The 22231-nt window shown below is 74.4% G+C and carries 23 protein-coding genes; 5 read left to right on the top strand and 18 right to left on the bottom strand.

Features of this window, described 5'->3' with window-relative positions; translation table 11 throughout:
* Positions 1-108: 108 nt before the first annotated feature.
* Positions 109-1488, bottom strand: a complete 1380-nt coding sequence (locus AB0637_RS13375; protein ID WP_366172850.1) for a Gfo/Idh/MocA family oxidoreductase — start codon at positions 1486-1488, stop codon at positions 109-111.
* 122 nt (positions 1489-1610) lie between these two features.
* Between AB0637_RS13375 and AB0637_RS13370 the strand changes: the two genes are divergently transcribed.
* Entirely contained in the window at positions 1611-2765 is a 1155-nt protein-coding gene (locus AB0637_RS13370) for a P-loop NTPase (protein WP_366172848.1), read from the top strand.
* Between the two features lie 38 nt (positions 2766-2803).
* Here the strand turns inward: AB0637_RS13370 and AB0637_RS13365 are convergent, their stop codons facing one another.
* From AB0637_RS13365 to sigE, 4 genes are read right to left on the bottom strand one after another with little or no spacing between them, the layout of a single operon-like run.
* Complete coding sequence (locus AB0637_RS13365; RefSeq protein ID WP_366172846.1) at positions 2804-3193, bottom strand: Sec-independent protein translocase TatB; 390 nt, start codon at positions 3191-3193, stop codon at positions 2804-2806.
* Positions 3194-3202: 9 nt separating this feature from the next.
* Positions 3203-4663, bottom strand: coding sequence for a trypsin-like peptidase domain-containing protein (locus tag AB0637_RS13360; RefSeq protein ID WP_366172844.1), 1461 nt, complete (start codon positions 4661-4663; stop codon positions 3203-3205).
* Entirely contained in the window at positions 4660-5271 is a 612-nt protein-coding gene (locus AB0637_RS13355; protein ID WP_366172842.1) for a hypothetical protein, read from the bottom strand. The genes AB0637_RS13360 and AB0637_RS13355 overlap by 4 nt, the downstream gene beginning before the upstream one ends.
* Positions 5268-5987: an RNA polymerase sigma factor SigE gene (gene sigE / locus AB0637_RS13350; protein ID WP_366172840.1), complete on the bottom strand. Its 720-nt coding sequence runs from the start codon at positions 5985-5987 to the stop codon at positions 5268-5270. The genes AB0637_RS13355 and sigE overlap by 4 nt, the downstream gene beginning before the upstream one ends.
* 241 nt (positions 5988-6228) lie before the next feature.
* Here sigE and AB0637_RS13345 point away from each other — a divergent pair, with 241 nt between their 5' ends.
* Entirely contained in the window at positions 6229-6885 is a 657-nt protein-coding gene (locus AB0637_RS13345) for an O-methyltransferase (RefSeq protein WP_366172838.1), read from the top strand.
* Positions 6886-6895: 10 nt separating this feature from the next.
* Here AB0637_RS13345 and AB0637_RS13340 read toward each other — a convergent pair whose 3' ends face one another.
* The 7 genes from AB0637_RS13340 to dapE all read right to left on the bottom strand — a co-directional run bounded on the left by AB0637_RS13340 (position 6896) and on the right by dapE (position 12612).
* Complete coding sequence (locus AB0637_RS13340; protein ID WP_366172837.1) at positions 6896-8452, bottom strand: leucyl aminopeptidase family protein; 1557 nt, start codon at positions 8450-8452, stop codon at positions 6896-6898.
* 103 nt (positions 8453-8555) lie between these two features.
* Complete coding sequence (locus tag AB0637_RS13335; protein WP_106210338.1) at positions 8556-8723, bottom strand: DUF3117 domain-containing protein; 168 nt, start codon at positions 8721-8723, stop codon at positions 8556-8558.
* 155 nt (positions 8724-8878) lie between these two features.
* The gene (locus AB0637_RS13330) at positions 8879-10120 is read right to left on the bottom strand and encodes a hypothetical protein (protein WP_366172836.1); all 1242 of its coding nucleotides are present in this window, start codon (positions 10118-10120) and stop codon (positions 8879-8881) included.
* A complete protein-coding gene (locus tag AB0637_RS13325) occupies positions 10117-10614 on the bottom strand; it encodes an SRPBCC family protein (protein WP_366172835.1) in 498 nt (165 codons plus the stop codon). The genes AB0637_RS13330 and AB0637_RS13325 overlap by 4 nt, the downstream gene beginning before the upstream one ends.
* An 8-nt stretch (positions 10615-10622) precedes the next feature.
* On the bottom strand, positions 10623-10904 hold the full coding sequence (locus tag AB0637_RS13320; RefSeq protein WP_366172833.1) for a DivIVA domain-containing protein: 282 nt from the start codon (positions 10902-10904) through the stop codon (positions 10623-10625).
* Positions 10901-11518, bottom strand: a complete 618-nt coding sequence (locus AB0637_RS13315; RefSeq protein ID WP_366172832.1) for a TIGR00730 family Rossman fold protein — start codon at positions 11516-11518, stop codon at positions 10901-10903. The genes AB0637_RS13320 and AB0637_RS13315 overlap by 4 nt, the downstream gene beginning before the upstream one ends.
* Positions 11515-12612 (bottom strand): succinyl-diaminopimelate desuccinylase, encoded by a 1098-nt coding sequence (gene dapE / locus AB0637_RS13310; protein ID WP_366172868.1) that lies wholly within the window; start codon positions 12610-12612, stop codon positions 11515-11517. The genes AB0637_RS13315 and dapE overlap by 4 nt, the downstream gene beginning before the upstream one ends.
* A 106-nt stretch (positions 12613-12718) precedes the next feature.
* Here dapE and dapD point away from each other — a divergent pair, with 106 nt between their 5' ends.
* A complete protein-coding gene (gene dapD / locus AB0637_RS13305) occupies positions 12719-13708 on the top strand; it encodes a 2,3,4,5-tetrahydropyridine-2,6-dicarboxylate N-succinyltransferase (protein WP_366172831.1) in 990 nt (329 codons plus the stop codon).
* Positions 13709-13802: 94 nt separating this feature from the next.
* Positions 13803-14666: a hypothetical protein gene (locus AB0637_RS13300; RefSeq protein WP_366172830.1), complete on the top strand. Its 864-nt coding sequence runs from the start codon at positions 13803-13805 to the stop codon at positions 14664-14666.
* 1 nt (position 14667) lies between these two features.
* On the opposite strand, the gene AB0637_RS13295 is transcribed toward AB0637_RS13300, so the two are convergent.
* The 3 genes from AB0637_RS13295 to fdxA all read right to left on the bottom strand — a co-directional run bounded on the left by AB0637_RS13295 (position 14668) and on the right by fdxA (position 17567).
* On the bottom strand, positions 14668-15954 hold the full coding sequence (locus AB0637_RS13295; RefSeq protein ID WP_366172829.1) for a citrate synthase: 1287 nt from the start codon (positions 15952-15954) through the stop codon (positions 14668-14670).
* A gap of 103 nt (positions 15955-16057) precedes the next feature.
* Complete coding sequence (gene dapC, locus AB0637_RS13290; RefSeq protein ID WP_366172828.1) at positions 16058-17239, bottom strand: succinyldiaminopimelate transaminase; 1182 nt, start codon at positions 17237-17239, stop codon at positions 16058-16060.
* Between the two features lies 1 nt (position 17240).
* Positions 17241-17567, bottom strand: a complete 327-nt coding sequence (gene fdxA / locus AB0637_RS13285; protein WP_366172827.1) for a ferredoxin — start codon at positions 17565-17567, stop codon at positions 17241-17243.
* 98 nt (positions 17568-17665) lie between these two features.
* Here fdxA and AB0637_RS13280 point away from each other — a divergent pair, with 98 nt between their 5' ends.
* Positions 17666-18688 carry a GNAT family N-acetyltransferase gene (locus AB0637_RS13280; RefSeq protein ID WP_366172826.1) on the top strand — a complete coding sequence of 341 codons (1023 nt, stop codon included), beginning with the start codon at positions 17666-17668 and terminating at the stop codon, positions 18686-18688.
* 44 nt (positions 18689-18732) lie between these two features.
* On the opposite strand, the gene AB0637_RS13275 is transcribed toward AB0637_RS13280, so the two are convergent.
* The 3 genes from AB0637_RS13275 to AB0637_RS13265 form a co-directional block, all read right to left on the bottom strand.
* The gene (locus AB0637_RS13275) at positions 18733-20082 is read right to left on the bottom strand and encodes an MFS transporter (RefSeq protein ID WP_366172824.1); all 1350 of its coding nucleotides are present in this window, start codon (positions 20080-20082) and stop codon (positions 18733-18735) included.
* A 158-nt stretch (positions 20083-20240) separates the two neighbouring features.
* A complete protein-coding gene (locus AB0637_RS13270) occupies positions 20241-20903 on the bottom strand; it encodes a response regulator transcription factor (protein ID WP_366172823.1) in 663 nt (220 codons plus the stop codon).
* 38 nt (positions 20904-20941) lie between these two features.
* Positions 20942-22219 carry an acyl-CoA dehydrogenase family protein gene (locus tag AB0637_RS13265; protein WP_366172822.1) on the bottom strand — a complete coding sequence of 426 codons (1278 nt, stop codon included), beginning with the start codon at positions 22217-22219 and terminating at the stop codon, positions 20942-20944.
* Positions 22220-22231 lie beyond the last annotated feature (12 nt).

The following is a 22231-nucleotide window of genomic DNA, read 5'->3' as shown; positions in this document are numbered from 1 at the left end:
GGAAAACACTCTTTCCGCCCTCCGGGAACGATCCCGGAGGGCGGAAAGAGTGTTTTCCGCGAAGGGGGTGACGCAGTGTGGCCGCCCGGTCCGAGGGGGCCGGGGACGTCAGGGGCGGGCGAGGGCCGCGACGGCGGGGCCGAGGTCGAGCTCCTCGACGCGCACGGCCTGCCCGGTCTCCAGCGACCGGTTGCCGGCGATCCCGACGACGACGGACCGCACCCCGTCACGCCAGGACGCCGTGCGGTGCAACGGGTCCGGGACGGGACCGGCGAAGACGTCACGCAGCAGCAGCGCGTCGCCGCCGCCGTGGCCGCCCTCCCCCACCGGGATGTCGACCTCGTGGGCCGGTTCGAAGTGCCGCTGCACGAGGAGGCGTTCGGAGACGGGCCGGACGCTCTTCTCCGACCCCTCGCCTGAACCGGCGGCGACGTCCTCGGGGTGCATGCTCGGGTCGACCTGCCGGCGTCCCTCGGTCAACGGCACCTCGCCGCGTTCGACGACGGTCAGCTCGGCGCGGCCGAGGGTGCCGTTGACGGCCACGACGTAGCCCTCCCACGGCGAGTGCGCGTTGAGCGCGTAGGACAGCGTGGCGGTCCCGCCGGGCACGACGGAGTCGACGACGAGGGCGAGGTTGTCCTCGATGGTGATGCCGTCGTCGAAGACGTCGCGGTCGCGCAGGTAGCCGTCGTGCTGCTCGTTCTCGAGGTAGAGGGCGCGCAGCTTGGGGTCGGCGGCGAGGTCGAGGGAGAACGCGTCGGCCCGTCCGGCCTCGGACGTGCCGCGCTCCGGACGCGGGCCGAGCCCGCGGGCGGCCGCGTTCGCGGCGCCGTAGAACCGCAGGCCGCCGCTGGCGAAGACGCGCTGCGGAACGCCCTGCGTCCACCAGTTGACGAGGTCGAAGTGGTGGGAGCTCTTGTGCACGAGCAGCCCGCCCGAGTTCTCCTTCTGCCGGTGCCAGCGGCGGAAGTAGTCGGCGCCGTGGGCGGTGTCCAGGACCCACTCGAAGTGCACCGACGTGACGGTCCCGATGCCGCCGTCGGCGATGACCTGACGCAGCGCGGTGTTCCGCGGGGCGTACCGGTAGTTGAAGGTGACGAGGACGTCGCGTCCCGTGCGCTCGACGGCCTCGGCGATGCGGCGCACCCCCTCGGGGCTCGTCGTGAGGGGCTTCTCGACCACGGCGTCGGCGCCCGCGTCGAGCGCCGCGACGACGAGGTCGGCGTGGGTGTGGTCGGGCGTGGTGACGATCACCCGGTCGACGCCCAGGCGCTGCACGGCCTCGGCCAGCTGCGCGGGCTCCAGCAGCTCGGGCGCGCGACGGCCGGCGTCGACGTAGCGGCGGGCGTGCAGGGCGGCCCGGCCGGGGTTCGTGTCGGCGACCGCGACGAGGTCGCCGTCGGCGGCGTGCGGTCCGGCGAGCGCGTCGACGTACATGGTGGCGCGGGAACCGGCGCCCACCAGGGCGTAGCGACGGGGGGTGGGCACGGACGTCCTCCTCGACGAGGGTCGGCACGGGCTGCGCGGGCCTGACCCGACGGGCAAGCGCTTTCCGGCACACCCTCCCACCGCCGGGGGTCGGGGTCAAGGTGCCCCCGTACCCTGGACCCATGCCCGACACCCCGCCCGCACCTGGTCCCGAGAGCGTGCGCGCGGAGGTCCTGCAGGCCCTGCGCACCGTCGACGACCCCGAGCTGCACCGCCCCATCACCGACCTCGGGATGGTCGACGGCGTCGACGTCGACGAGACCGGGCACGTCGACGTCCGGGTGCTCCTCACCACGGCGGGTTGCCCCATGAAGGACACGCTGACGCGCGAGGTCACGGGCGCGACGCGGACGGTCGCGGGCGTGACCTCGATCCGCGTCCACCTCGGCGAGATGAACCCCGAGCAGCGCCGGGAGCTCACCGCGAAGGTGCGGGGCACGACGGGGGCTGCCCCGACGATCCCCTTCAACGACCCGGGCAACCTCACGCGCGTCTACGCCGTGGCCTCGGGCAAGGGCGGGGTCGGGAAGTCCAGCGTCACCGTCAACCTCGCGGCCGCCATGGCCGCCGACGGCCTGCGCGTCGGCCTCCTCGACGCCGACGTGCACGGCTTCTCCGTGCCGCGGCTGCTCGACGTTCAGGGCACCCCGACCAAGGTCGCCGACATGATCATCCCGCCCGTCGCGCACGGCGTCCGGGTCATCTCCATCGGCATGTTCGTCCCCGGCAACCAGCCGGTGGCCTGGCGCGGGCCGATGCTGCACCGTGCGCTGCAGCAGTTCGCCTCCGAGGTCCACTGGGGCGACCTCGACGTCCTGCTGCTGGACCTGCCGCCCGGCACGGGCGACATCGCCATCAGCGTCGGGCAGCTGCTGCCGAAGGCGGAGGTCCTCGTCGTGACGACCCCGCAGGTGGCGGCGGCCGAGGTCGCCGAACGCGCCGGGTCGGTGGCCTCCCAGACCGAGCAGCGCGTCGTGGGCGTCGTGGAGAACATGAGCTGGCTGGAGCTGCCGGACGGGCAGCGCCTGGAGGTCTTCGGCTCCGGGGGCGGTCAGGCCGTGTCGACGTCGCTCACCGAACGCCTCGGGACGCCCGTGCCGCTGCTGGCGCAGGTGCCGATGGACGTCGTCCTGCGCGAGGGCGGCGACGCGGGGATGCCGGTCGTCCTGTCGCACCCGGACTCGCCCGCCGCGGTGGTCCTGCGCGACCTCGCGCGGACCCTGGCCCAGCGGCCCCGCGGCCTCGCGGGTCGCCGCCTGGGCGTCAGCGTCGCCTGAGGGGCCACCCCGCAGCCCGGGGCGGCCCTAGGGGGACGTCAGGTGGCGTCCTCGTCGTACGGCGCGGGCGCGACCGTGGCCGGCTCGGCCGACTTCTTGCCGAGGTCGACCCCACCGCCCGTGGCCGCCGCCGGCGTCGACTTCTTGACGACCGGTTCGTCGTCGTCGTCGTTCCAGGCCTCGGTGAGGGCCTCGCGGACGATGCGCCGGGGGTCGTACTGCCGCGGGTCGAGCTTCTGCCAGTCGATGTCGTCGAACTCGGGTCCGAGTTCTTCGCGCATCTGGGCTTGAGCCCCCTTGGCGAAGCGACGTGCGGACTTGACCAGACCTGCCAGTTGCTCGGCGTAGTGCGGGAGTCGCTCAGGACCGAGGACCACCAGCGCCACGACGAGGAGGACGAGGAACTCGCCCCCGTTGATGCCGAACACGGTGCGATCCTAACCGTCGGCTTCGAGGGTGACCGGAACGTCCACGGTCTCTCCACTCCTGCGGACCGACAGGGTCACCGTCTCGCCGGGTTCGCGGGCCCGGATGTCGACGATGAGCTCGGACGGTTCGGTCACCGGACGGCCGTCGATGGCCAGGACGACGTCCCCCGGCTGCAGGCCCGCCCGATCCCCCGGACCGCCCGCCGTGACGGCCCCGGGCTGGTCGAGGATGCGGACGCCCTGACCCGAGTAGGTGCCGTCGAGGGACACCTTGATGACGGGGTGGACGGCCCGGCCCGTCTGGATGAGCTGCTCGGCGGTGCGCCGCGCCTGCTCGGAGGGGATGGAGAACCCGAGCCCGATGCTGCCGGTGGGGGCCTGTCCGCCGGCGCCCGGCAGGGCGGCGATGGCGGAGTTGATCCCCACGACCTCGCCCGCGGCGTTGAGCAGCGGTCCGCCGGAGTTGCCCGGGTTGATCGCGGCGTCGGTCTGGATGGCCTGGATGTAGGAGGTGTCGTCCTGCGACTCCCCCGCGGTGACCGGCCGGTTGAGGGCGGAGACGATGCCCTCCGTCACGGTGCCCTGCAGGCCGAGCGGTGCCCCGACGGCGACGACGGGGTCGCCCACGACGACGCTGCCGGAGTCGCCGAACGGCAACGCCCGCAACCCGGTCCGGTCCACGCGCACCACCGCGAGGTCGTACGACGCGTCCGCACCGACGACGCGGCCCGCCGCCTGCTGGCCGTCCTGGAAGACGACGACGACGCCGTCGGCGAAGGCCCCGGCGACGACGTGGTTGTTCGTGAGGATGAAGCTGCCACCGTCGGCCGGGGCGTCGAGGACGAACCCGGACCCGGTGCCGGCCCCCTGCGAGCCCTGCACCTGCAGCGCGACGACGCTCGGCAGCGCGGCGGCGGCGATGCCGGCCACGGACCCGGCGGGACGGTCCGTCGACCCGGCCGAGGGCGAGGGCAGCGACACACCGGGGTACGTGCCACCGCCGGCGTCGGACAGCTCGTCCTGCAGCAGGCCGCCCGCGAAGCCACCGACGACCCCCAGGACGAGGACGAGGGACCCGGCCCCGATCCAGCGCGCGGGAGAACGGCGGGGGCGCGGGGACGGTGCCCACGAGGGGTCGGCGGACCCGGGGTACGGGCCACCGGGGTAGGGGCTGCCGGGGTAGGGGCTGCCGGCGGACGACGCGTCCTGGTGCGGGGGGCCGGGGTAGGGCGGGAACACCTCGGTGCGACCGGCGTCACCGGGGCCGGCGCGGTACGGGTCGTAGGGCGGCGGGAAGGCGTCGTGCCCGGCGGGCTGCGCCGGGGCACCGCTGCCCTGACCCCAGGACTCCGCCCAGCTCCCGCTGGAGGCGCGGTCGTCGTGACCGGGGGCGGCCCAGGGGTCCGTCGCGCCCGCGGGGCGCTCGTCGGGGTCGGGCCGGGACCCGTCCCCGTCGTGAGGACCGTTCACGGAGCGGTCGACGTCGGACTCGCGCTCGGCGAGGCCGGCGCGGACGTCGGCCCGGAGGTCGTCACGTGGCTGACCTGGGTCGTCCCGGACACCGGCGGAGCCGAGGTCGCGGGGGCGCTCGACGGGGTGGTCCGCAGCTCCGCGACGGGCGCCTGGGCACCCCCGGGGAGCCCGCCGAGGACGAGGACGCCGGCGATGCCCGCCCCGAGCAGCGAGAACGTGCCCGCGAGCGCGGCGGCCACGGGACGGCGGCGGACGCGACGGACCGCACGACCTGCCGGACCGCGCGAGGAGCCGGACCGCACCGGGTCCGTGCGCGAGGGCGGGGCCGTCCCGACGACCGGGCGCGCGGGGTTGGCGATCGGGGCGTCGCGCGGACGCAGCGGCCCGGAGGGACCGCCGATCTCCAGCAACCGCGTGACGAGGTCGTCGGACAGCTCGGGCTGGCCGAGGGCGTGCAGCCGGGCGCGGACGAGGCGCTCGGCCTCCAGCGCGTCGGAGCAGTCCCCGCACGCGCGGGCGTGGTCGTGCGCGCGGGCTTCGGCGTCCGCCGCGAGCCGCCCGTCGACGAGTGCGGTCACCCGCGCGCCGAGGTGCGGTCCGCTCACGGTCGCTCCTCGCCGTAGGCGAGCTGCGGGGTCGTGCCCGGACGCGGGGCCCGGTGGGCCAGGGCCGCGCGCAGCTGCGCACGACCGCGGTGGATGCGGGAGCGGACGGTCCCGAGCTTCACGCCCAGCGTCGCCGCGATCTCCTCGTAGGACAGGCCCTCGATGTCGCACAGCACGACGACGGCCCGGAAGTCCGGCGGCAGCGCGTCCAGCGCCCGCTGCACGTCGTCGTCGAGGTTGCGGTGCTCGTAGGCCCGTTCGGGGCCGACGTCCGTGCTCGCGAGCTTCTCGCCCGCGTCCTCGGCGAGCGCGTCGAACCGGATGCGCTGCTTGCGGCGGACCTGGTCGAGGAAGAGGTTCGTCGTGATCCGGTGCAGCCAGCCCTCGAAGGTGCCGGGCTGGTAGTTCGACAGCGACCGGAAGACGCGGACGAACACCTCCTGCGTGAGGTCCTCGGCGTCGTGCCGGTTGCCCGTGAGGCGGTAGGCGAGGCGGTAGACCCGCGCGGAGTGGTCGCGGACGACCTCCTCCCACGTCGGAGGGACCCAGGTCGAGGCGGCGAGCGCCGGGGACAGCGTCGCGTGGTCCTCGACGTGCGGCAGCCCGGGCACCACGGGTGCCGGGCGACCGGCGGTGTCGCCGGTGTCGTCGCTCACGGGGTTCCTCCTGGAACGGGCGGGGAAGGGAGCCGCGAACGGCACCGCCACTGCACCCATCGTCTCCCACTCCCAACGTCTCGGCCAGTCACCCCCGGCAGGTCCAGCCGGTCGGCGTCGAAGGGTCCAACGGAGGTCTGACCTGCGCGGTTCCCGTATCGACCCCCCGAACCGCCGGCCGGGTGACCTGCACAGCTCCTGCGCACTCCCGGCACCCCGGACGCACCGCCACACGCCCCGGTCACGACGAGCCACGGAACGACCACCAGGCGTCACGGGGCGGGTGCTCTACAGTGCGCACGTGCCGACGCCCCCGTCTCGCCCGTCCAGCAAGCAGCCCGCCAGCTGGGCCTACGCCGAGCAGTTCGTCCCCGAGGACGAGGTGCTGCAGCGGGCCCGGGCCCGGGCCGCCGACCTGGGCGTCGAGCCCGTCTCCCCCGGTGTCGCCGCCACCCTGACCGTGCTCGCCGCCGCGAGCCGGGCCCGCACGGTCGTCGAGGTCGGCACCGGCACGGGCGTCGCCCTGCTGAGCCTGCTGCGCGGCACGGGCGAGGACGGTGTCGTCACGACCATCGACCCCGACGGGGAGGCGCAGCGCGCGGCGCGCGAGGCCGTCACCGACGACGGCATCCGCAGCAACCGCGCCCGCTTCATCAACGGCCGGGCCTTGGAGGTCCTGCCCCGCCTCACGGACGCGGCCTACGACCTCGTCCTGCTCGACGGCGACGAGCGCGAGAACAGCGCCTACCTGGAGCAGGCGCACCGGCTCCTGCGCCCGGGCGGCCTGCTCGTCGTCGACGACGCCCTCTGGAAGGGGCGCGTCGTCGACCCCGCCGCCCGCGACGCCTCGACCGTCGCCCAGCGCGAGGTGGCCCGCGTCGTCCTGGAGGACGGCCACTGGTTCCCCACGCTCGTGCCCTCGGGCGACGGGCTGCTGCTGGCCGTCAAGAACAGCTGAGCGCGCCGCGTCAGCGGCCGGCGGCCACCGACGTCTCCAGCCACTCCAGGAGCAGGCGCGCGCCGTAGCCCGTGGCGCCCTTGACGACCTCGTGCTCCGGGCCGTCGGCCCGTCCGGTGCCCGCGATGTCGAGGTGCACCCAGCGCCGGCCGCCCGTGAAGGGCCGCAGGAAGAGGGCGGCGACGATCGACCCGCCCCCGAGCCCGGGGGTCGTCGTCACCTGACGTGCGTCGGCGACGTCGGAGTCGAGCGCGGCCACGTAGTCCTCGACGAGCGGCATGTGCCACACGCGCTCCCCCGAGGCCGCGGCCGCCGCCTCGAGCTGGGTGACGAGCTCGGCGTCGGCGGAGTACAGCGCGGCGTGCCGCTTGCCAAGGCCCAGCGTCGCCGCGCCCGTGAGGGTGGCGACGTCGACGAGGACGTCGGGGCGCAGGACGGCGTCGGCGTAGGCCAGCGCGTCCGCGAGGACGACCCGGCCCTCGGCGTCGGTGTTGTTGACCTCGGTCGTGCGCCCGCCGTAGTGGGTCACGACGTCACCGGGGCGGTAGGCGTCGGCCCCGAAGGCGTTCTCCGCCAGGGCGAGCAGCCCCGTGACCTTGACGGGCAGCTTGAGCTGCGCGGCGGCGGCCACGACCGCCAGCACGGCCGCCGAACCGGCCATGTCGGTCTTCATGGCGACCATCGACTCGCGGGGTTTGATGCCCAGACCGCCGGTGTCGTAGGTGATGCCCTTGCCGACGAGGACGACGTGCGGGACGTCGGGGCGGGCCCGCGGCGTCCACCCGACCTGGACGAGGGCGGGGGCGGACGACGAGCCCGCGCCGACGGCGAGGAGACCGCCGAAGCCCTCGCGCCGCAGCCGGTCCTCGTCGCGGACGTCGACCTTCAGGCGCAGCCCGGCGGCGATCTCCAGGGCCTGCGCGGTCATCCACTGCGGGTCCTTGAGGTTGGACGGCGTGGCCGCGAGGTCGCGCGTGCGCACCGTCGCCCCGGCGCTCACCTCGGCGTGCCGCACGTCGGCGGCCTCGACCGCGCCGAGCAGGACGAGCCGGCGCGCGGCCGGCTCGGTCGCGGCCCGCTTGCCGCTCACGGGCGGGGCGTAGGAGGCGAGGAGGAAGCCCTCCACGAACGCCCGCGTGCCCGCGCTGCCCGTCCCGTCCGCGAGGGTCGTCGCGACCGCAGCCGCGCCGGCGCTGGCCCGGGCCAGGGCGGCCCCGCTGCGGCGCAGCGCCGTGGGCGAGGAGTCGCCGACGCCGACGACGAGGAGCCGTCGGGGGCTGCCGTCGGGCGCGGGCACGGGCAGGCGCGTCGCCTGCGCGGCCCGGCCGGTGACCCCTTCGGCGGCGCAGACGGCCGCGAGGTCGATCCCGTACCGGACGGCGGCGTCGGCGGCGCCGGGCCGCGGCTGGAGCGGGGCGTCGACCCCCTCCCCCGCGGCGACGGGCACGGCCAGGACGTCGACCCCTGCGAGGTCCGCACCCACGACCCCGCCGCGGCGCACCTCGACGGTCGGCGGGCTCCAGCGGCGCAGCTCGGGGGCGGCGGCGGTCACGGTCTCGGTGCTCACAGGGGGTTCCTGACTCTCGCGGGCGACGGCGGGGGCGCGGTGCGGTCGGGCGGGGAGACGGGTCGGGGCGGGTACCCGTCCGGTACCCGCCCCGTTCCGTCCCTCAGCCCACGACCGAGGTGATGGCCTCCCCGAGGGCCTTGGCCTCGTCGGGCGTCATCTCCACCACGAGCCGGCCACCACCCTCCAGCGGCATCCGCAGGACGATGCCACGTCCTTCCTTGGTGACCTCCAGCGGACCGTCTCCGGTCCTCGGCTTCATGGCCGCCATCGGCGTGCTCCTTCTCGTCGTCGCGTGCGCGCGTCAGTCGCGGCCGGGTGCCGCGGACAACGTGTTGACGTACATCATCCCCCACCGGAGCGGCACGACGGGCGCAGGGGCTCGCCGGAGGATCACCGACAGGTCACGGTGCGGGTGCACACCGGTCACGGTGGCCAGTCGGCGGGCGGTGAGAAGCGCCACAGCCACGCGGTCCAGACCACCTGCAGGGCCAGGCAGCAGACCACCCACCCGGTGAGCGGCACGCGACGGCCGGGGCGCAGCGCGACGAGCGCACCGAGGGGGAAGAGGAAGACGAGGTAGCGGAACAGGCTCGTGAACGGGTCGAGCACGAGCAGCAGGTACCCGACGTACGCCAGGCACCACGCCCGCAGCTCCGGCCCCAGGGCCCGGGTGCGACGCGAGAGCAGCCAGACACTGTAGACGGCCACCGCCGCGACGAGCACGAGGGGCCCGAAAGGACCGAGCACGTACTGCGAGATGCCCCACCACGGCTCGAGCGGCACGACCTCGCCGCCGGCCCGCCAGGCCCCCATGGTCGCCGTGTAGGCGTCCGGCTGCCCCGTGAGCTGCCAGGCCAGGAACGGCCACAGCAGGCCGGCCGTCCCCGAGGCCGCGAGCAGGCCGAGGCTGCGCACGGCCTCGCGCCCGCCCAGGACGGCGCCGGCCCGGTGCCCGGCCCACGCCCGCACGACGAGGTGCACCACGACGACGACCGACAGCGGGACCGCGACGGGCCGCGTCAGGCCCAGCAGCAGCGCGAGCAGCGCGGCCGGCAGGTAGCGGCGCCGGTGCAGGCACAGCAGGAAGGCCACGAGCAGGGCCAGCGCCGGCCCCTCGGTGTACGGGACCTGGTAGACGAGGGAGGGCGGCGTCACGCAGAAGAGGACCGCAGCGCTCCAGGCCCCGCGGCGGGCCAGGGTCGCGCTGACGCGCTCGCGCAGGACGCGGCGCAGCAGGGCCTCGATCCCGACCGCGGCCGCGGCGCCGCCGAGGAGGGACACCAGCGCACCGGCCGCCGGGAAGGACAGCCCCGTCGTCATGAGCAGCCGCGCCAGCAGCGGCGCCACGGGGTAGAACGCGAGCGCCGACTGCTGCGGGTCGCCCGCCGACCCCAGCGGCACCGCGCTCGGGTACCCCTCGGTGGCGATCTTCTCGTACCAGGTCGCGTCCCAGAGGCCGAGCATGTCGCCGTAGCCCGGGTGCTCGGGCGTCCACGTGCTCGCGGACTGGAAGCGCGCAACCTCCGCGAGCACCAGCGCGGAGAACAACCGGGCGAGCGCGTAGACGGCCAGGACCCGCACGGCGACGGGCAGCCGCAGCCAGCGCAGCAGCACCCGGTGGCGCACGGACAGGCGCGTGCCGCCGCCGGCGTCCAGGGCCGTCACGAGGGACCGCGCAGGTCGTCCGAGGCGGTCCGCAGCACCGCCTCGAAGGCGAGCTTGCCGACGAACCCCGGCAGCGGTCCGCCGAGGGCGGCGAGCCGGGCCAGCCAGCGCGGCCGGACGACGATGCGCTCGGTCCACTCGACGCGGACCCGGCCCGACCCCGCGGGGGCGACGACGATCACGACGTCACCGCCGAGGACGTCACCGGTCTTGACGATGCGGACGCGTCCGCGCGACCCCGGTCCCTCAGTGCGCTCCGGCGCCCGGCGCTCGACGACCTCCATGGCGTCGACGAGGACGAACGGGCCGAGCGTCGTCGTGCCGACGAACCGTTCCCCGACGGCGGCCACGGGGCTGTCCTGCGCACGGGCCACGACGGTGGCCGGCACCCAGGCGCTCTGCCGCGGCCAGTCCGTGAGGACGTCGAAGACGTGCCCGACGCGCCCCGTGACGACGGCCGACGCCGTGAACTCCACGACCCGTCCCCCGTCCACCCCTGCGCTCACTCCTCGGCCGTGCGCCACGCCGCCAGCTCCTCGTCGCGTTCGCGGATCTCCTCGCGCAGCCGGTCCAGCACCGCGTCGACCTCGTCCATCCGGTACCCGCGCAGGCCGAGGGAGAACCGCACGGCGTCGACGTCCGAGGCCAGCACCGGCCCCTCCGGCAGTCCGCGGTGCGGGCGCGTCGAGGTGGCCGGGCCCAGGCCCCCGCCGATGCGGCCGGTGACGACCGCGACGACGGCGCCGACCGCGAGCAGCACGAGGACGAGCAGGAACAGGGTCACTCGTCCTCCCCGTCGGTCGGGAAGACGGCGAAGGACCCGACGATCTCCGAGCTCGGCAGCTGGACCCGTTCCCGCGGAGCGCTCTCGAGGTGGTCCAGGGCCTCCTCGGGATCGTCGGTCCAGCAGACGCAGTCGAAGACGAGGGGGCGGGCGAAGCCGGAGTCCACGAGCGTCTCCAGCCACGTCTTCAGCCCGGCGTAGTGGCCCGCGCTGTCGAGGACGGCGAGGGGTTTGGTGTGCAGGCCGATGGTCCGGGCGACCCAGATCTCGAAGAGCTCCTCGAGGGTGCCGAGGCCACCGGGCAGCACGATGAAGGCGTCGGAGCGGACGTCCATCTGCGCCTTCCGCTCGCGCATGTCGCTCGTGACGACGAGTTCACCCAGCCCCGGCGGCGGCAGCTCGAGGTCGAGCAACGCCTGCGGCATGACGCCCGTCGTGCGGGCCCCGGCGGCGCGGGCGGCGGCCTCGGCGGCCCCCATGACCGACGTCCCGCCGCCGCCGTAGACGAGGTCGTGGCCGCGTTCGCCGATGCGCCGGCCCACGGTCGCGGCGAGCTCGACGTGGGCGGGGTCGATGCCGCCGGACGCGCTGCCGTACAGGCAGATCGTGCTCACCGGGCCCCCTCCAGCAGCCAGCCGGTGAGGACGTCGAGGCACTGCTCGACCTCGACCGTGCGGCACCGTTCGTCGTCGGCGTGCGCCGTGGCGTTGTCGCCGGGGCCGTAGTTCACGGCCGGCACCCCGAGGGCGGAGAAGCGGGCGACGTCCGTCCAGCCGTACTTCGGCAGGGGCGTCGTCCCGGTCCGGGCGACGAAGTCGGCGGCCGCCGGCAGGTGCAACCCCGGTCGGGCGCCCTCGGCGACGTCGGTCACCGTCACGGCGAACCCGTCGAAGACCTCGCGGACGTGGGCCTCGGCGCCGGCCGCGTCCAGCGACGGCGCGAAGCGGTAGTTCACGGTCACGGTGCAGCGGTCGGGGATGACGTTGCCCGCGATGCCCCCGCTGACGAGGACCGCGTTGAGCGCCTCGCGGAACACCAGTCCCTCCACGTCGACCTCGCGCGGGACGTAGGCGGCGAGGCGGGCCAGGACGGGCGCGGCGTCGTGGATCGCGTTGTGCCCGCGCCAGGGTCGCGCCGAGTGGGCGGCCTTGCCGGTCGTCGTGACCTCGGCGCGCAGCGTGCCGTTGCAACCGCCCTCCACGACGGCCGACGACGGTTCGAGCAGGACGGCGAAGTCCGCGGTGAGCAGGTCCGGGTGGTTGCGGGCGAGCCGGCCGAGACCGTTGCGGGCGGCCTCGACCTCCTCGTGGTCGTAGAAGACGAACGTGACGTCGCGGCGCAGGCCGGCGCCGGCCGCGGCGACCCGGCGGGCCAGCGCCAGCTGCACGCCGACCCCGCCCTTCATGTCGCACGTGCCGCGCCCGACGAGCACGTCGCCGTCGACGGGGTGCTCCTCGCGGCGGACGGGGAGGTTCGGCGGGTCCGTGAGCGGGACGGTGTCGAGGTGGCCGGCGAGCAGGACGCGTTCGGGGCGGCCCAGCGTCGTGCGGGCCACGACGGCGTCGCCGTCGCGCGTGACCTCGAACCCCGGCAGGGCGGTGAGCGCGGCCTCGACGGCGTCTGCGAGGGCGCGTTCGTCACCGCTGACCGAGGCTATGTCGCAGATCCGCCGGACGAGCTCGACGACGTCGAGGGCCGGGTCGCCCAGGTCGCTCGCCGGGCCGGTGGACGGAGCGTGCGCGGGGTGCGGGGTGGAGGTGGGGACGCTCACGCACCTCACCCTAGCCAGCGGCCCCGCTTGTAGGGTCGGGCGCGTGAGCGAGCCGAGCACCCCGTCCCCGCAGAACGACGCCGAGCAGCCCCGCAGGGCGTGGGGCCACGGCCTCGCGACCTACGCCGAGGACGGCACCGTGCTCGACGTCTGGTTCCCCTTCCCCGGCCTCGGCCCGGCGCCGACCACGAGCTCCTACGGCGTGCCGGCCGAGCTGGCCTCCCTGGAGACCGACGACATCCACCGCCGCACGAAGCAGCGCGTCCTGACGGTCGACGTCGACCTCGACGCCGCGCCGGAGGACACCGCCGACGCCTACCTGCGGCTGCACCTGCTCTCGCACCGGCTCATCGCGCCCCACGGTGCGAACCTCGACGGGATCTTCGCCGTCCTGGCCAACGTCGTGTGGACCAACCACGGCCCGTGCGCCGTCGCCGACTTCGAGCGGACGCGGCTGGCCCTGAAGGCGAACGTCGGGCCGGTCACGGTGTTCGGCATCGACAAGTTCCCGCGCATGACCGACTACGTCACCCCCACGGGCGTGCGCATCGCCGACGCCGACCGCGTCCGCCTCGGCGCGCACCTGGCGTCCGGGACGACGGTCATGCACGAGGGCTTCGTGAACTTCAACGCCGGCACGACGGGCACCTCGATGGTCGAGGGCCGCATCTCCGCGGGCGTCGTCGTGGGCGACGGGTCCGACGTCGGCGGCGGGGCCTCGATCATGGGCACGCTGTCCGGGGGCGGCAAGCAGGTCGTGAGCATCGGGGAGCGGACGCTGCTCGGGGCGAACTCCGGGACGGGCATCAGCCTGGGCGACGACTGCGTCGTGGAGGCCGGGACCTACATCACGGCCGGCACGAAGGTCAGCCTCCTGGGCGCGGACGGCACCGTGCAGCAGACCGTCTCGGCGCGGACGCTGTCGGGCTCCGACGGGCTGCTGTTCCGCCGCAACTCCCAGACCGGTCAGGTCGAGGCGCTGCCGCGCAAGGGCGTCCGGGTCGAGCTGAACCCCGCGCTGCACGCGAACTGAGGTGGCCGGCACCCCACCGCGCCCGCGTCGCCGATCCGGTTCCCGTCCACGTCGCCCGTCCCCGGGCGCCCGGCACACCCGCCGCCTGCGGCGGGTGACGGCGCTCGTCGTGGCGGGCGTCGTCGTGGCCGCGGGCGCGGTGTGGCTCACCCGGGACCCCGAGGCCCCCGTCGTCGTCGAACGCTGCCGCGCGATCGTCGACGGGGAGTCCACGTCGATGTCGCCCGAGCAGGCCGCGAACGCCGCGACGGTCGTCGGCCTCGCCGTGCGCCGCGGGCTGCCCGCACGGGCCGCGACGATCGGGATCGCGACGATCGTCCAGGAGTCCGGCATGCGCAACCTCGACCACGGGGACCGCGACTCCCTCGGGCTGTTCCAGCAGCGCCCGTCGCAGGGCTGGGGCACCCCGGAACAGCTGCAGGACCCGGTGTACGCGACGAACGCGTTCTACGACGCCCTCGTCAAGGTCGAGGGCTACCGCGACCTGCCCGTCACCGACGCGGCGCAACGCGTGCAGCGCAGCGGTTTCCCGTTGGCCTACGGCGACCACGAACCCGAGGCGCGGCTCGTGGCCTCGGCTCTGACGGGGTACACCCCGGGCGGTTTCACCTGCCACCTGCGGCCGGCGCCGGTCTCCCAGGAGTCCGGGGACGACGTGCAACCCTCCCCCGTCGCCCAGCGCTTCGCCGACGCCGCGACGACGCAGGTCACCACCGCGTCGCCGCAGGTGGTGGCCGGCACGCGGGGCCGGGCGCTGGAGTTCACGCTCACCGGTGACGACGCCGAACGCCTGGCCTGGGCCGTCGCGGGCTGGTCGGTCGCGAGCGCCTCGGTCTACGACGTGACGGAGGTCAGCGTCGAGGGGTCGCGCTGGTCGCGCGAGCAGTCCGGCCGCGGCTGGACCGGCGCCGCCACCGGGGTGCCCCGGGGCGGCGTCCAGGTCCGCTTCGGCGTGTAGGTCAGCGCGACTCGAGCGGGGCGTAGTCGCGCGCGCCCTCGCCGACGTACACCTGGCGGGGGCGGCCGATCTTCGTGGCCGGGTCGTTGATCATCTCGCGCCACTGCGCGATCCAGCCGGGGAGCCGGCCGAGCGCGAAGAGCACGGTGAACATCTTCGTCGGGAAACCCATCGCCTTGTAGATGATGCCCGTGTAGAAGTCGACGTTCGGGTAGAGCTTGCGCTCGATGAAGTACTCGTCGTGCAGCGCGATCTCCTCCAGCCGCATGGCGATGTCGAGGAGTTCGTCGCGCTTGCCGAGCTTGGACAGGACCTCGTCGGCCGTCTTCTTCACGATGGCCGCGCGCGGGTCGTAGTTCTTGTACACCCGGTGGCCGAAGCCCATCAGGCGCACGCCCTTCTCCTTGTTCTTGACCTTGGTCATGAACGTGTCGACGTCGTCGTCGGAGTTCTTGATGGTCTCGAGCATGTCGAGGACGGCCGAGTTCGCGCCGCCGTGCAGCGGACCGGACAGCGCGTGGATGCCGGCCGAGACGGAGGCGAAGAGGTTCGCCTGGCCCGAACCGACGAGCCGCACGGTGGACGTGGAGCAGTTCTGCTCGTGGTCGGCGTGCAGGATGAGCAGCTGGTCCAGGGCCCGCACGAGGACCGGGTCGAGCTCGTAGTCCTCGGCCGGGTTCCCGAAGGCGAGCCGCGTGAAGTTCTCGACGAGGCCGAGGCGGTTGTCCGGGTAGAGCAGCGGCTGGCCCAGGGACTTGCGGTGGGCGTACGCCGCGATGGTCGGCAGCTTGGCCAGCAACCGCACCGTGGACAGCTCCACCTGCTCGGCGTCGAACGGGTTGAGGGAGTTCGGGTAGAACGTCGACAGCGCGCTGACGGCGCTGGACAGGACGGGCATGGGGTGCGCGTCGCGCGGGAAGCCGTCGAAGAACCGCTTGAGGTCCTCGTGCAGCAGGGTGTGCCGCTGGATGCGGGCCGTGAAGTCGGCCAGCTCGGACTCCGAGGGCAGGTGCCCGTGGATGAGCAGGAAGCTCGTCTCGACGAACGTGGACTTCTCGGCCAGCTGCTCGATGGGGTACCCGCGGTAGCGCAGGATCCCCTCGTCGCCGTCGATGTAGGTGATGGAGGACGTGCAGGACGCGGTGTTGGTGAACCCGGCGTCGAGGGTGACGAGCCCGGTCTCCTTCAGCAGGCTGCCGATGCCGAAGCCTGCGGCGCCCTCGGTGGCAGGGGACACGGGGAGGTCCAGTTCCCCACCGTCGTGCTTCAGCGTCACGGAGTCAGCCATGCGGCGACCGTACCCGCCCCGATCGACGCTGCGCGACACAGGTCCGTCACACGGGCCGGGGGGCCCTTCCGGTCACCGGGACCGGGCCCGGAGGGTGCCCTCCTCAGGCCAGGTCGGCCAGCCGCTCCCCCACCTGCGCCACCCGTTCGTCGGTCGCCGTGAGGGCCACGCGGACGTGCCGCGCACCCGGCGGGCCGTAGAAGTCACCGGGGGCCACGAGGATCCCGCGGTCGGCCAGGAGGTCCACCGTCTGGCGCGACCCCTCGTCCCGGCTGCTCCACAGGTACAGGCCCGCCTCGCTGGCGTCGATGCGGAAACCCGCGCCCTGCAACGCCTTCCGCAGCACCTCGCGGCGGCCGCGGTAGACCTCGCGCTGCGCGGCGACGTGCCCGTCGTCGCTGAGCGCGGTCTGCAGGGCGACCTGCACCGGCCACGGGACGATCATCCCGGCGTGCTTGCGCACCTCGAGCAGCTCGGCCACGAGCGCGGGGTCGCCCGCCACGAAGGCCGCCCGGTACCCGGCGAGGTTCGACTGCTTCGACGTCGAGTACGCCACGAGCAGTCCGGTGTGATCGTTCCCACACACGCGGGGGTCCAGCACCGAGGCGACGAGGCCGCCCGCGGTGGTGTCGTGGGCGGGCGCCCAGCCCAGCTCGGCGTAGCACTCGTCGGAGGCCACGACGACGTCGCGTTCGCGCGCCCACGCCACGAGGGCGGCGAGCTCGTCGGCCGTGCGGACCGCGCCCGTCGGGTTGGACGGGGAGTTCAGCCACAGCAGCCGGATGCGCGCCCCGGCCGCCCAGGCGGACTGCAGCTCCTCGACGGTGTCGGCCCCCCGCGGGGTGGCGCGGGCCAGCCGCGCCCCGACGTCGTACGTCGGGTAGGCCACGGCCGGGTGCGCGACGACGTCGCCCTCCCCCAGACCGAGGAGGAACGGCAGCCACGCGACGAGCTCCTTGGAGCCCACGGTCGGCAGGACGCCGTCGGGGTCGAGGGACGGGACGCCGCGACGGCGCGCGAACCAGGCGGCGACGGCCTCGCGCAGCGGGGGCGTGCCGTGCGTCTGGGGGTAGCCGGGGGCGTCGGCGGCCGAGCGCAGGGCGTCGGCGACGACGGCCGGGGTCGGGTCCACCGGCGTTCCGACCGACAGGTCGACCAGACCCCCGGGGTGGGACCGCGCACGGTCCTTGGCGGCCGCCAGGGAGTCCCAGGGGAAGTCGGGCAGCGAGGCGCCGACCCGGCCGCGGGCCACGGTCGACGGCTCGGGACGGGTCGGCGCGCTCACGTCAGTGGCCCTCGGCCTGCGGGGGCACCGCGGCGACGACCGCGTGGTCGGCGTCGATGAGGCCCATCTTGGCGGCCCCGCCGGGCGAGCCGACGGTGTCGAAGAACTCGACGTTGGCCGCGGTGAAGGCCGACCACTGCTCGGGGACGTCGTCCTCGTAGTAGATGGCCTCGACGGGACAGACCGGCTCACACGCACCGCAGTCGACGCACTCGTCCGGGTGGATGTAGAGCGACCGCTTGCCCTCGTAGATGCAGTCCACGGGGCACTCTTCGATGCAGGCCTTGTCCTTGACGTCGACGCAGGGTTGCGCGATGACGTAGGTCACGGGATGTCCTCCTCCTCCGGCGGGCGGGCGGCCGGGACGCCCTCCGTAGTATCGCCGACGCGTGCGGGACACCGCACACGCACCACTCCGGGAGACCAGTGACCGACCCCTCGACCCGACACCTCGTGCGCCCGCTGACCGTCGGTGGGCGCGTCGTCGTGCGGCACCGGCTGCCCGACGGCTCGGCCACGGACGCCCTCGGCGACCTGCTGGCCGCCGACGAGCGCACGCTGCGCATCGCCACCCGGCACGGCGAGGTCGTCGTCGCGCGGGCCGACGTGCTGGCCGCCAAGCCCGTCCCACCCCCGCCGGCGCGCAAGGGCGCGCCGCACACCGCGATCGGGACCGACGACCTCGAGCGGGTCATGGCCGAGCACTGGCGGCCGCTGGAGCGCGAGGACCTCGGCGGCTGGCGGCTGCGGGCCGGCGAGGGCTTCACGGGGCGGGCCAACTCCGCCCTGGCCCTCGGGGACCCGGGCGTCCCGCTGCCCGAAGCCGTCGAGCGCGTCGTCGCCTTCCACACCGCGCGCGGGCTGCAGCCGCTGATCGCGGTCGCCCACCCGGACGGCGGGCTCGGCGAGGGGACCGGTCTCGTGGACCTGCTGGCCGGCACCGGCTGGACCGTGCGCACCCCCACGGTCGTCATGACGGCCGCGACCGACGACCTGCCCGGTGCCGCGGAGGTCCCGCTGCCCGCGGGGCTGCGCGTCGAGACGGCCGCGGCACCCGACGACGCGTGGCTGGAGCGGTACCACTACCGGGGGCTGCCGACCGTCCCCCCGGCCGGGCGGCGGATCCTCGTCTCGGCCGACGACCAGGTCTTCGTCCGCGTCGTGGACGACGGCGGGGTGGACGACGGCGGGACCACCGTGGCCATCGCGCGCGGGTCGCTGTCCCCCGGCTGGGCGGGTGTGACGGCGGTCGAGACGCTGCCCTCGCACCGCCGCCGCGGGCTGGGCCGGCGGGTGCTCGCCGAGGTCGCGGACTGGGCCCGCTCCCGCGGCGCCGCCTCGACGTACCTGCAGGTCCAGGGCGACAACGCGGCCGCGCGGGCGCTCTACGCGGGCGCGGGGTTCGCCGTCCACCACGCGTACCACTACCGGGTGGCCCCCCGCCCCTGATCCCCGGACCGCTGCCGTCGGTCCGGGGTGTCAGGTCCGGGGTGTCAGTGGAACGCGCGTCCCTGTTCGCGGTCCAGGACGGTCTCGGCCTTGTTCTTCAGCACGAACACGTACACCGCCAGGGAGACCGCGACGACGACCGTCACGTAGACGGTGAAGGCCGTGACGTTCGAACTCTCCTTGGCGGCCTGGAAGATGAGCGGCGCGGTCCCACCGAACGCGGAGTTCGCCAGCGCGTAGCCGAGCCCGACCCCCAGGGCGCGGATGTGGGCGGGGAACAGCTCCGCCTTGACGATGGCGTTGATCGACGTGTAGCCGGTGAGGATGACGTACCCCACGCACACGAGGGTGAGCGAGGTCGCCACCGACGTGGTCCGGGGCAGGAACGTGAGCAGCACCGAGGTGTAGACGACGGCGCCCGCGCCGAAGAACACCAGCAGGGGTTTGCGGCCGACGCGGTCGCTGAGGTGGCCGCCGAGGGGCTGGATGAGCATGAGGAACGTCAGGCTCACGAGGTTCACCCACGTCGCCGTCATGCCCTCGTCGGCGTACGTCGACTTGATGATGGCGGGCGCGTTGACGCTGTAGGTGTAGAACGCGATGGTGCCGCCCACGGTGACGAGGAAGCACGTCAGCAGCGGCCGCCACTGCCGGGTGAACAACTCCCGCAGCGAACCGGAACTCTGGGCCTCACCCCGCCGGACGGCCTCGATCTGCTCGGGGGACAGCGACTCGTCCATGCTGCGCCGCAACCAGAACACGACGACGGCGGCGACGCCGCCGATGAGGAACGCGATGCGGTACCCGTACTCCCCGATCTCCGTCCCGTCGAGGAACAGCTGCATCACCAGCAGGGTCAGCTGCGCCAGCACGTGGCCGCCGACGAGGGTGACGTACTGGAAGGAGGAGAAGAACCCACGCCGTTCCCGGGTGGCGGCCTCCGACATGTAGGTCGCGGACGTGCCGTACTCACCGCCGGTGGCGAAACCCTGGACGAGGCGGCACAGCAGCAGGACGACGGCGGCCCACACGCCGATGCTGTCGCGCCCCGGGGTGACGGCGATGACCAGGGAGCAGGCGGCCATGAGGGAGACGCTGAACGTCAGGGCGGCCCGGCGTCCGCGCCGGTCGGCGAACCGGCCGAAGAACCACGAACCGACGGGGCGCATCAGGAAGGTGACGGCGAAGATCCCGTAGACGTACAGCGTCGAGTTCTTGTCCGCGGAGTCGAAGAACTGGCTCTCGAAGTACGACGCGAACACCGTGTAGACGTACACGTCGTACCACTCGACGAGGTTCCCGGACGAACCGCGCAACGTGTTGACGATGGCGCGCCGGTTCGCCGCCGCTGAGGGCGCCCCAGCGTGCGGTGGGAGCTTGTTCTCCTCGATCACTTCCGACCTCCGTTGGCTCGGGACGATCGGGTCGGCGCTGGGTGGAGCCCGACCTCGTCGTCGTCGCTCCCGATGGTGGGGGGCGGCGGGTGCCGGAGGAAGGTGCTGCGGCGGATCCGAACACTCCCTTAGGACGGGCGGGGGTGCCGCACCACCCGTCAGAGGGTCCAGCGGTAGCCGAACCCCCGGATGGTGGCGATGGCGTCCGGCAGCCCGAGCTTGGCCCGCAGCGACGTCATGTGGACGTCGAGGCTGCGGGAGACGGTGACGTAGGCGTCCCCCCAGATCGCGTCCATGAGCTCCTGCCGGCTGACCGCCTCACCGCGCCGCCGGACGAGGTGCGCGAGGACCTCGAACTCCTTGCGGGTGAGGGGGACGTCCTCGTCCCGCACCCTCACGCTCCGGGCGCCGAGGTCGACGACGACGTCCCCCGCCTCGACCACCGTGGTCGGCTCCGCGGGTCCTGAGGTCCCACGCCGGCGGACCACCACCTCCAGCCGCGCCTGGAGCTCCCGCAACCGGGCGGGTTTGACGAGGTAGTCGTCGGCGCCCGCCCGGAGGGCGCGGACGACGGAGCGCTCGTCGTCCCGGGCCGTGAGCACGACCACGGGCACGTCGTCCACCGCGCGCAGCTGCCGCAGGACCGTCAGGCCGTCGGCGTCCGGCAGCCCGAGGTCGAGCACGACCACCTCGACGTCGCGGTGCCCGAGCAGGAGCTCGGACCCGCGACGCATCCGCACCGGCGTGTGACCGACCTTGCTGAGGGCGTCGAGGAGCGCCTCGCCGACACCGTCGTCGTCCTCGACCACCGCGATCCGCACCGGGTGATCGTAGGACGGCGAGGCGCGGCCGGGACCCGCTAGCGGCCCGTGCCCTCCTGGGCCCGCACGGTGGCGGGGTCGACGGACGCGTGGGTGCCGATGTCCCAGACGAAGGGCGGCTCGGTGCCGTTGACCGACCAGTCGCCCACGATCCGCTGCTTGTAGACCACCGGGTTGTGCGAGGCGACCGTGCGGGCGTTGCGCCAGTGCCGGTCCAGGTCCCGGCCCCGGGAGGTGCCGGAGGCGCCCAGGGTGTTGAAGAGCAGCGTCGCCGCGCGCGGGACGGACTCCGAGAGCACGACCTGCGCCTGCGCGGTGCGGATCTCGGCGAGCACGTTCGCCTCGCGGTCGGCCGCCGTCCCGGGCAGGTGGGCGGTGTCGGCGGCCGCCTGGACGGCCTGCGCCGCGGCGCGAACGAGGGCGCGCGCCGTGAACGCGGTCGCGGAGATCTCCCCGACGACCGACAGGACCTGCGCGTCGTGGCGGACGAGCGGGGCGAGCCCGTGGGTGTAGCTGCGGGTGCGGGCGCGGACCTGGGCCCCCGTGTCGCGCTCGACGGCCGCGGCGATCCCCGCGTGCACGGCGAGCAGGACGAGTTGGTACAGCGCCGTCTGGTAGCGGAACCGGTCGGTGAACGGGGCGACGTCGGCGGGGTCGACCTCGACGTCGTCGAGGACGAGGGTGCCGGTGCCGGTGAGCTGCTGACCGAAGCCGTCCCAGTCGTCCGAGACGCTCGCCCCGGCACCGTGGACGGGGACGAGGACGGTGACGACCTCGAAGCCCCCGTCGGGAAGGGCGCGGCGGGCGGTCGCGTCGGTCCAGTCCGCGAAGATGGTGCCGGTCGTGTAGTACTTGCGGCCGCTGATGCTGGTCCGGCCCTCCGTCGTCGTCACGACGGTCTGCTGCTCACCGGTGACCCCGTCCCCGGTCTCGCTCCACGCGTTGCCGACGAGCTCGCCGGCGACGATGCGCTCGATCCAGCGGGAGCGGTACTCCCCCGCCGGCAGGCTCAGCACCTGCTCGACCCACGCGATGTGCCCGCGGAACACCTGCGGCAGAGCGGAGTCCGCGGCGGCCAGGTCGACGAGGAGGTCGGCGAACTCGACGAGGTCCAGCCCCTCGCCGCCCTCGGCGACGGGGATGCGCAACCGCCCGAACCCGGCGTCGAGCAGCTCGCGCACCTGGGTGCGGGGCAGCTCGTGGTCCTGCTCGCGCGCCACGACGCCCTCGGCGAACCGGGCGAAGAGCGGGGCGAACCGCTCGGCGGGGCTGGTGCTGGCGGGGCTGGTGCTGGCGGACAGCGTGTCGCTGCTCAACGGGGTCTCCTC

It is taken from the genome of Kineococcus sp. NPDC059986, assembly GCF_040702905.1.
Lineage (GTDB): Bacteria > Actinomycetota > Actinomycetes > Actinomycetales > Kineococcaceae > Kineococcus.
This window is presented reverse-complemented; position numbering and strand designations above follow the sequence as displayed.

Bases quoted from the DNA above. Each gene is read 5' to 3' on its own strand.
- AB0637_RS13295 (WP_366172829.1), bottom strand. From the start codon at position 15,954: ATGGCTGACTCCGTGACGCTGAAGCACGACGGTGGGGAACTGGACCTC.
- AB0637_RS13370 (WP_366172848.1), top strand. From the start codon at position 1,611: ATGCCCGACACCCCGCCCGCACCTGGTCCCGAGAGCGTGCGCGCGGAG.
- AB0637_RS13335 (WP_106210338.1), bottom strand. From the start codon at position 8,723: ATGGCGGCCATGAAGCCGAGGACCGGAGACGGTCCGCTGGAGGTCACC.
- sigE (WP_366172840.1), bottom strand. From the start codon at position 5,987: ATGGGTGCAGTGGCGGTGCCGTTCGCGGCTCCCTTCCCCGCCCGTTCC.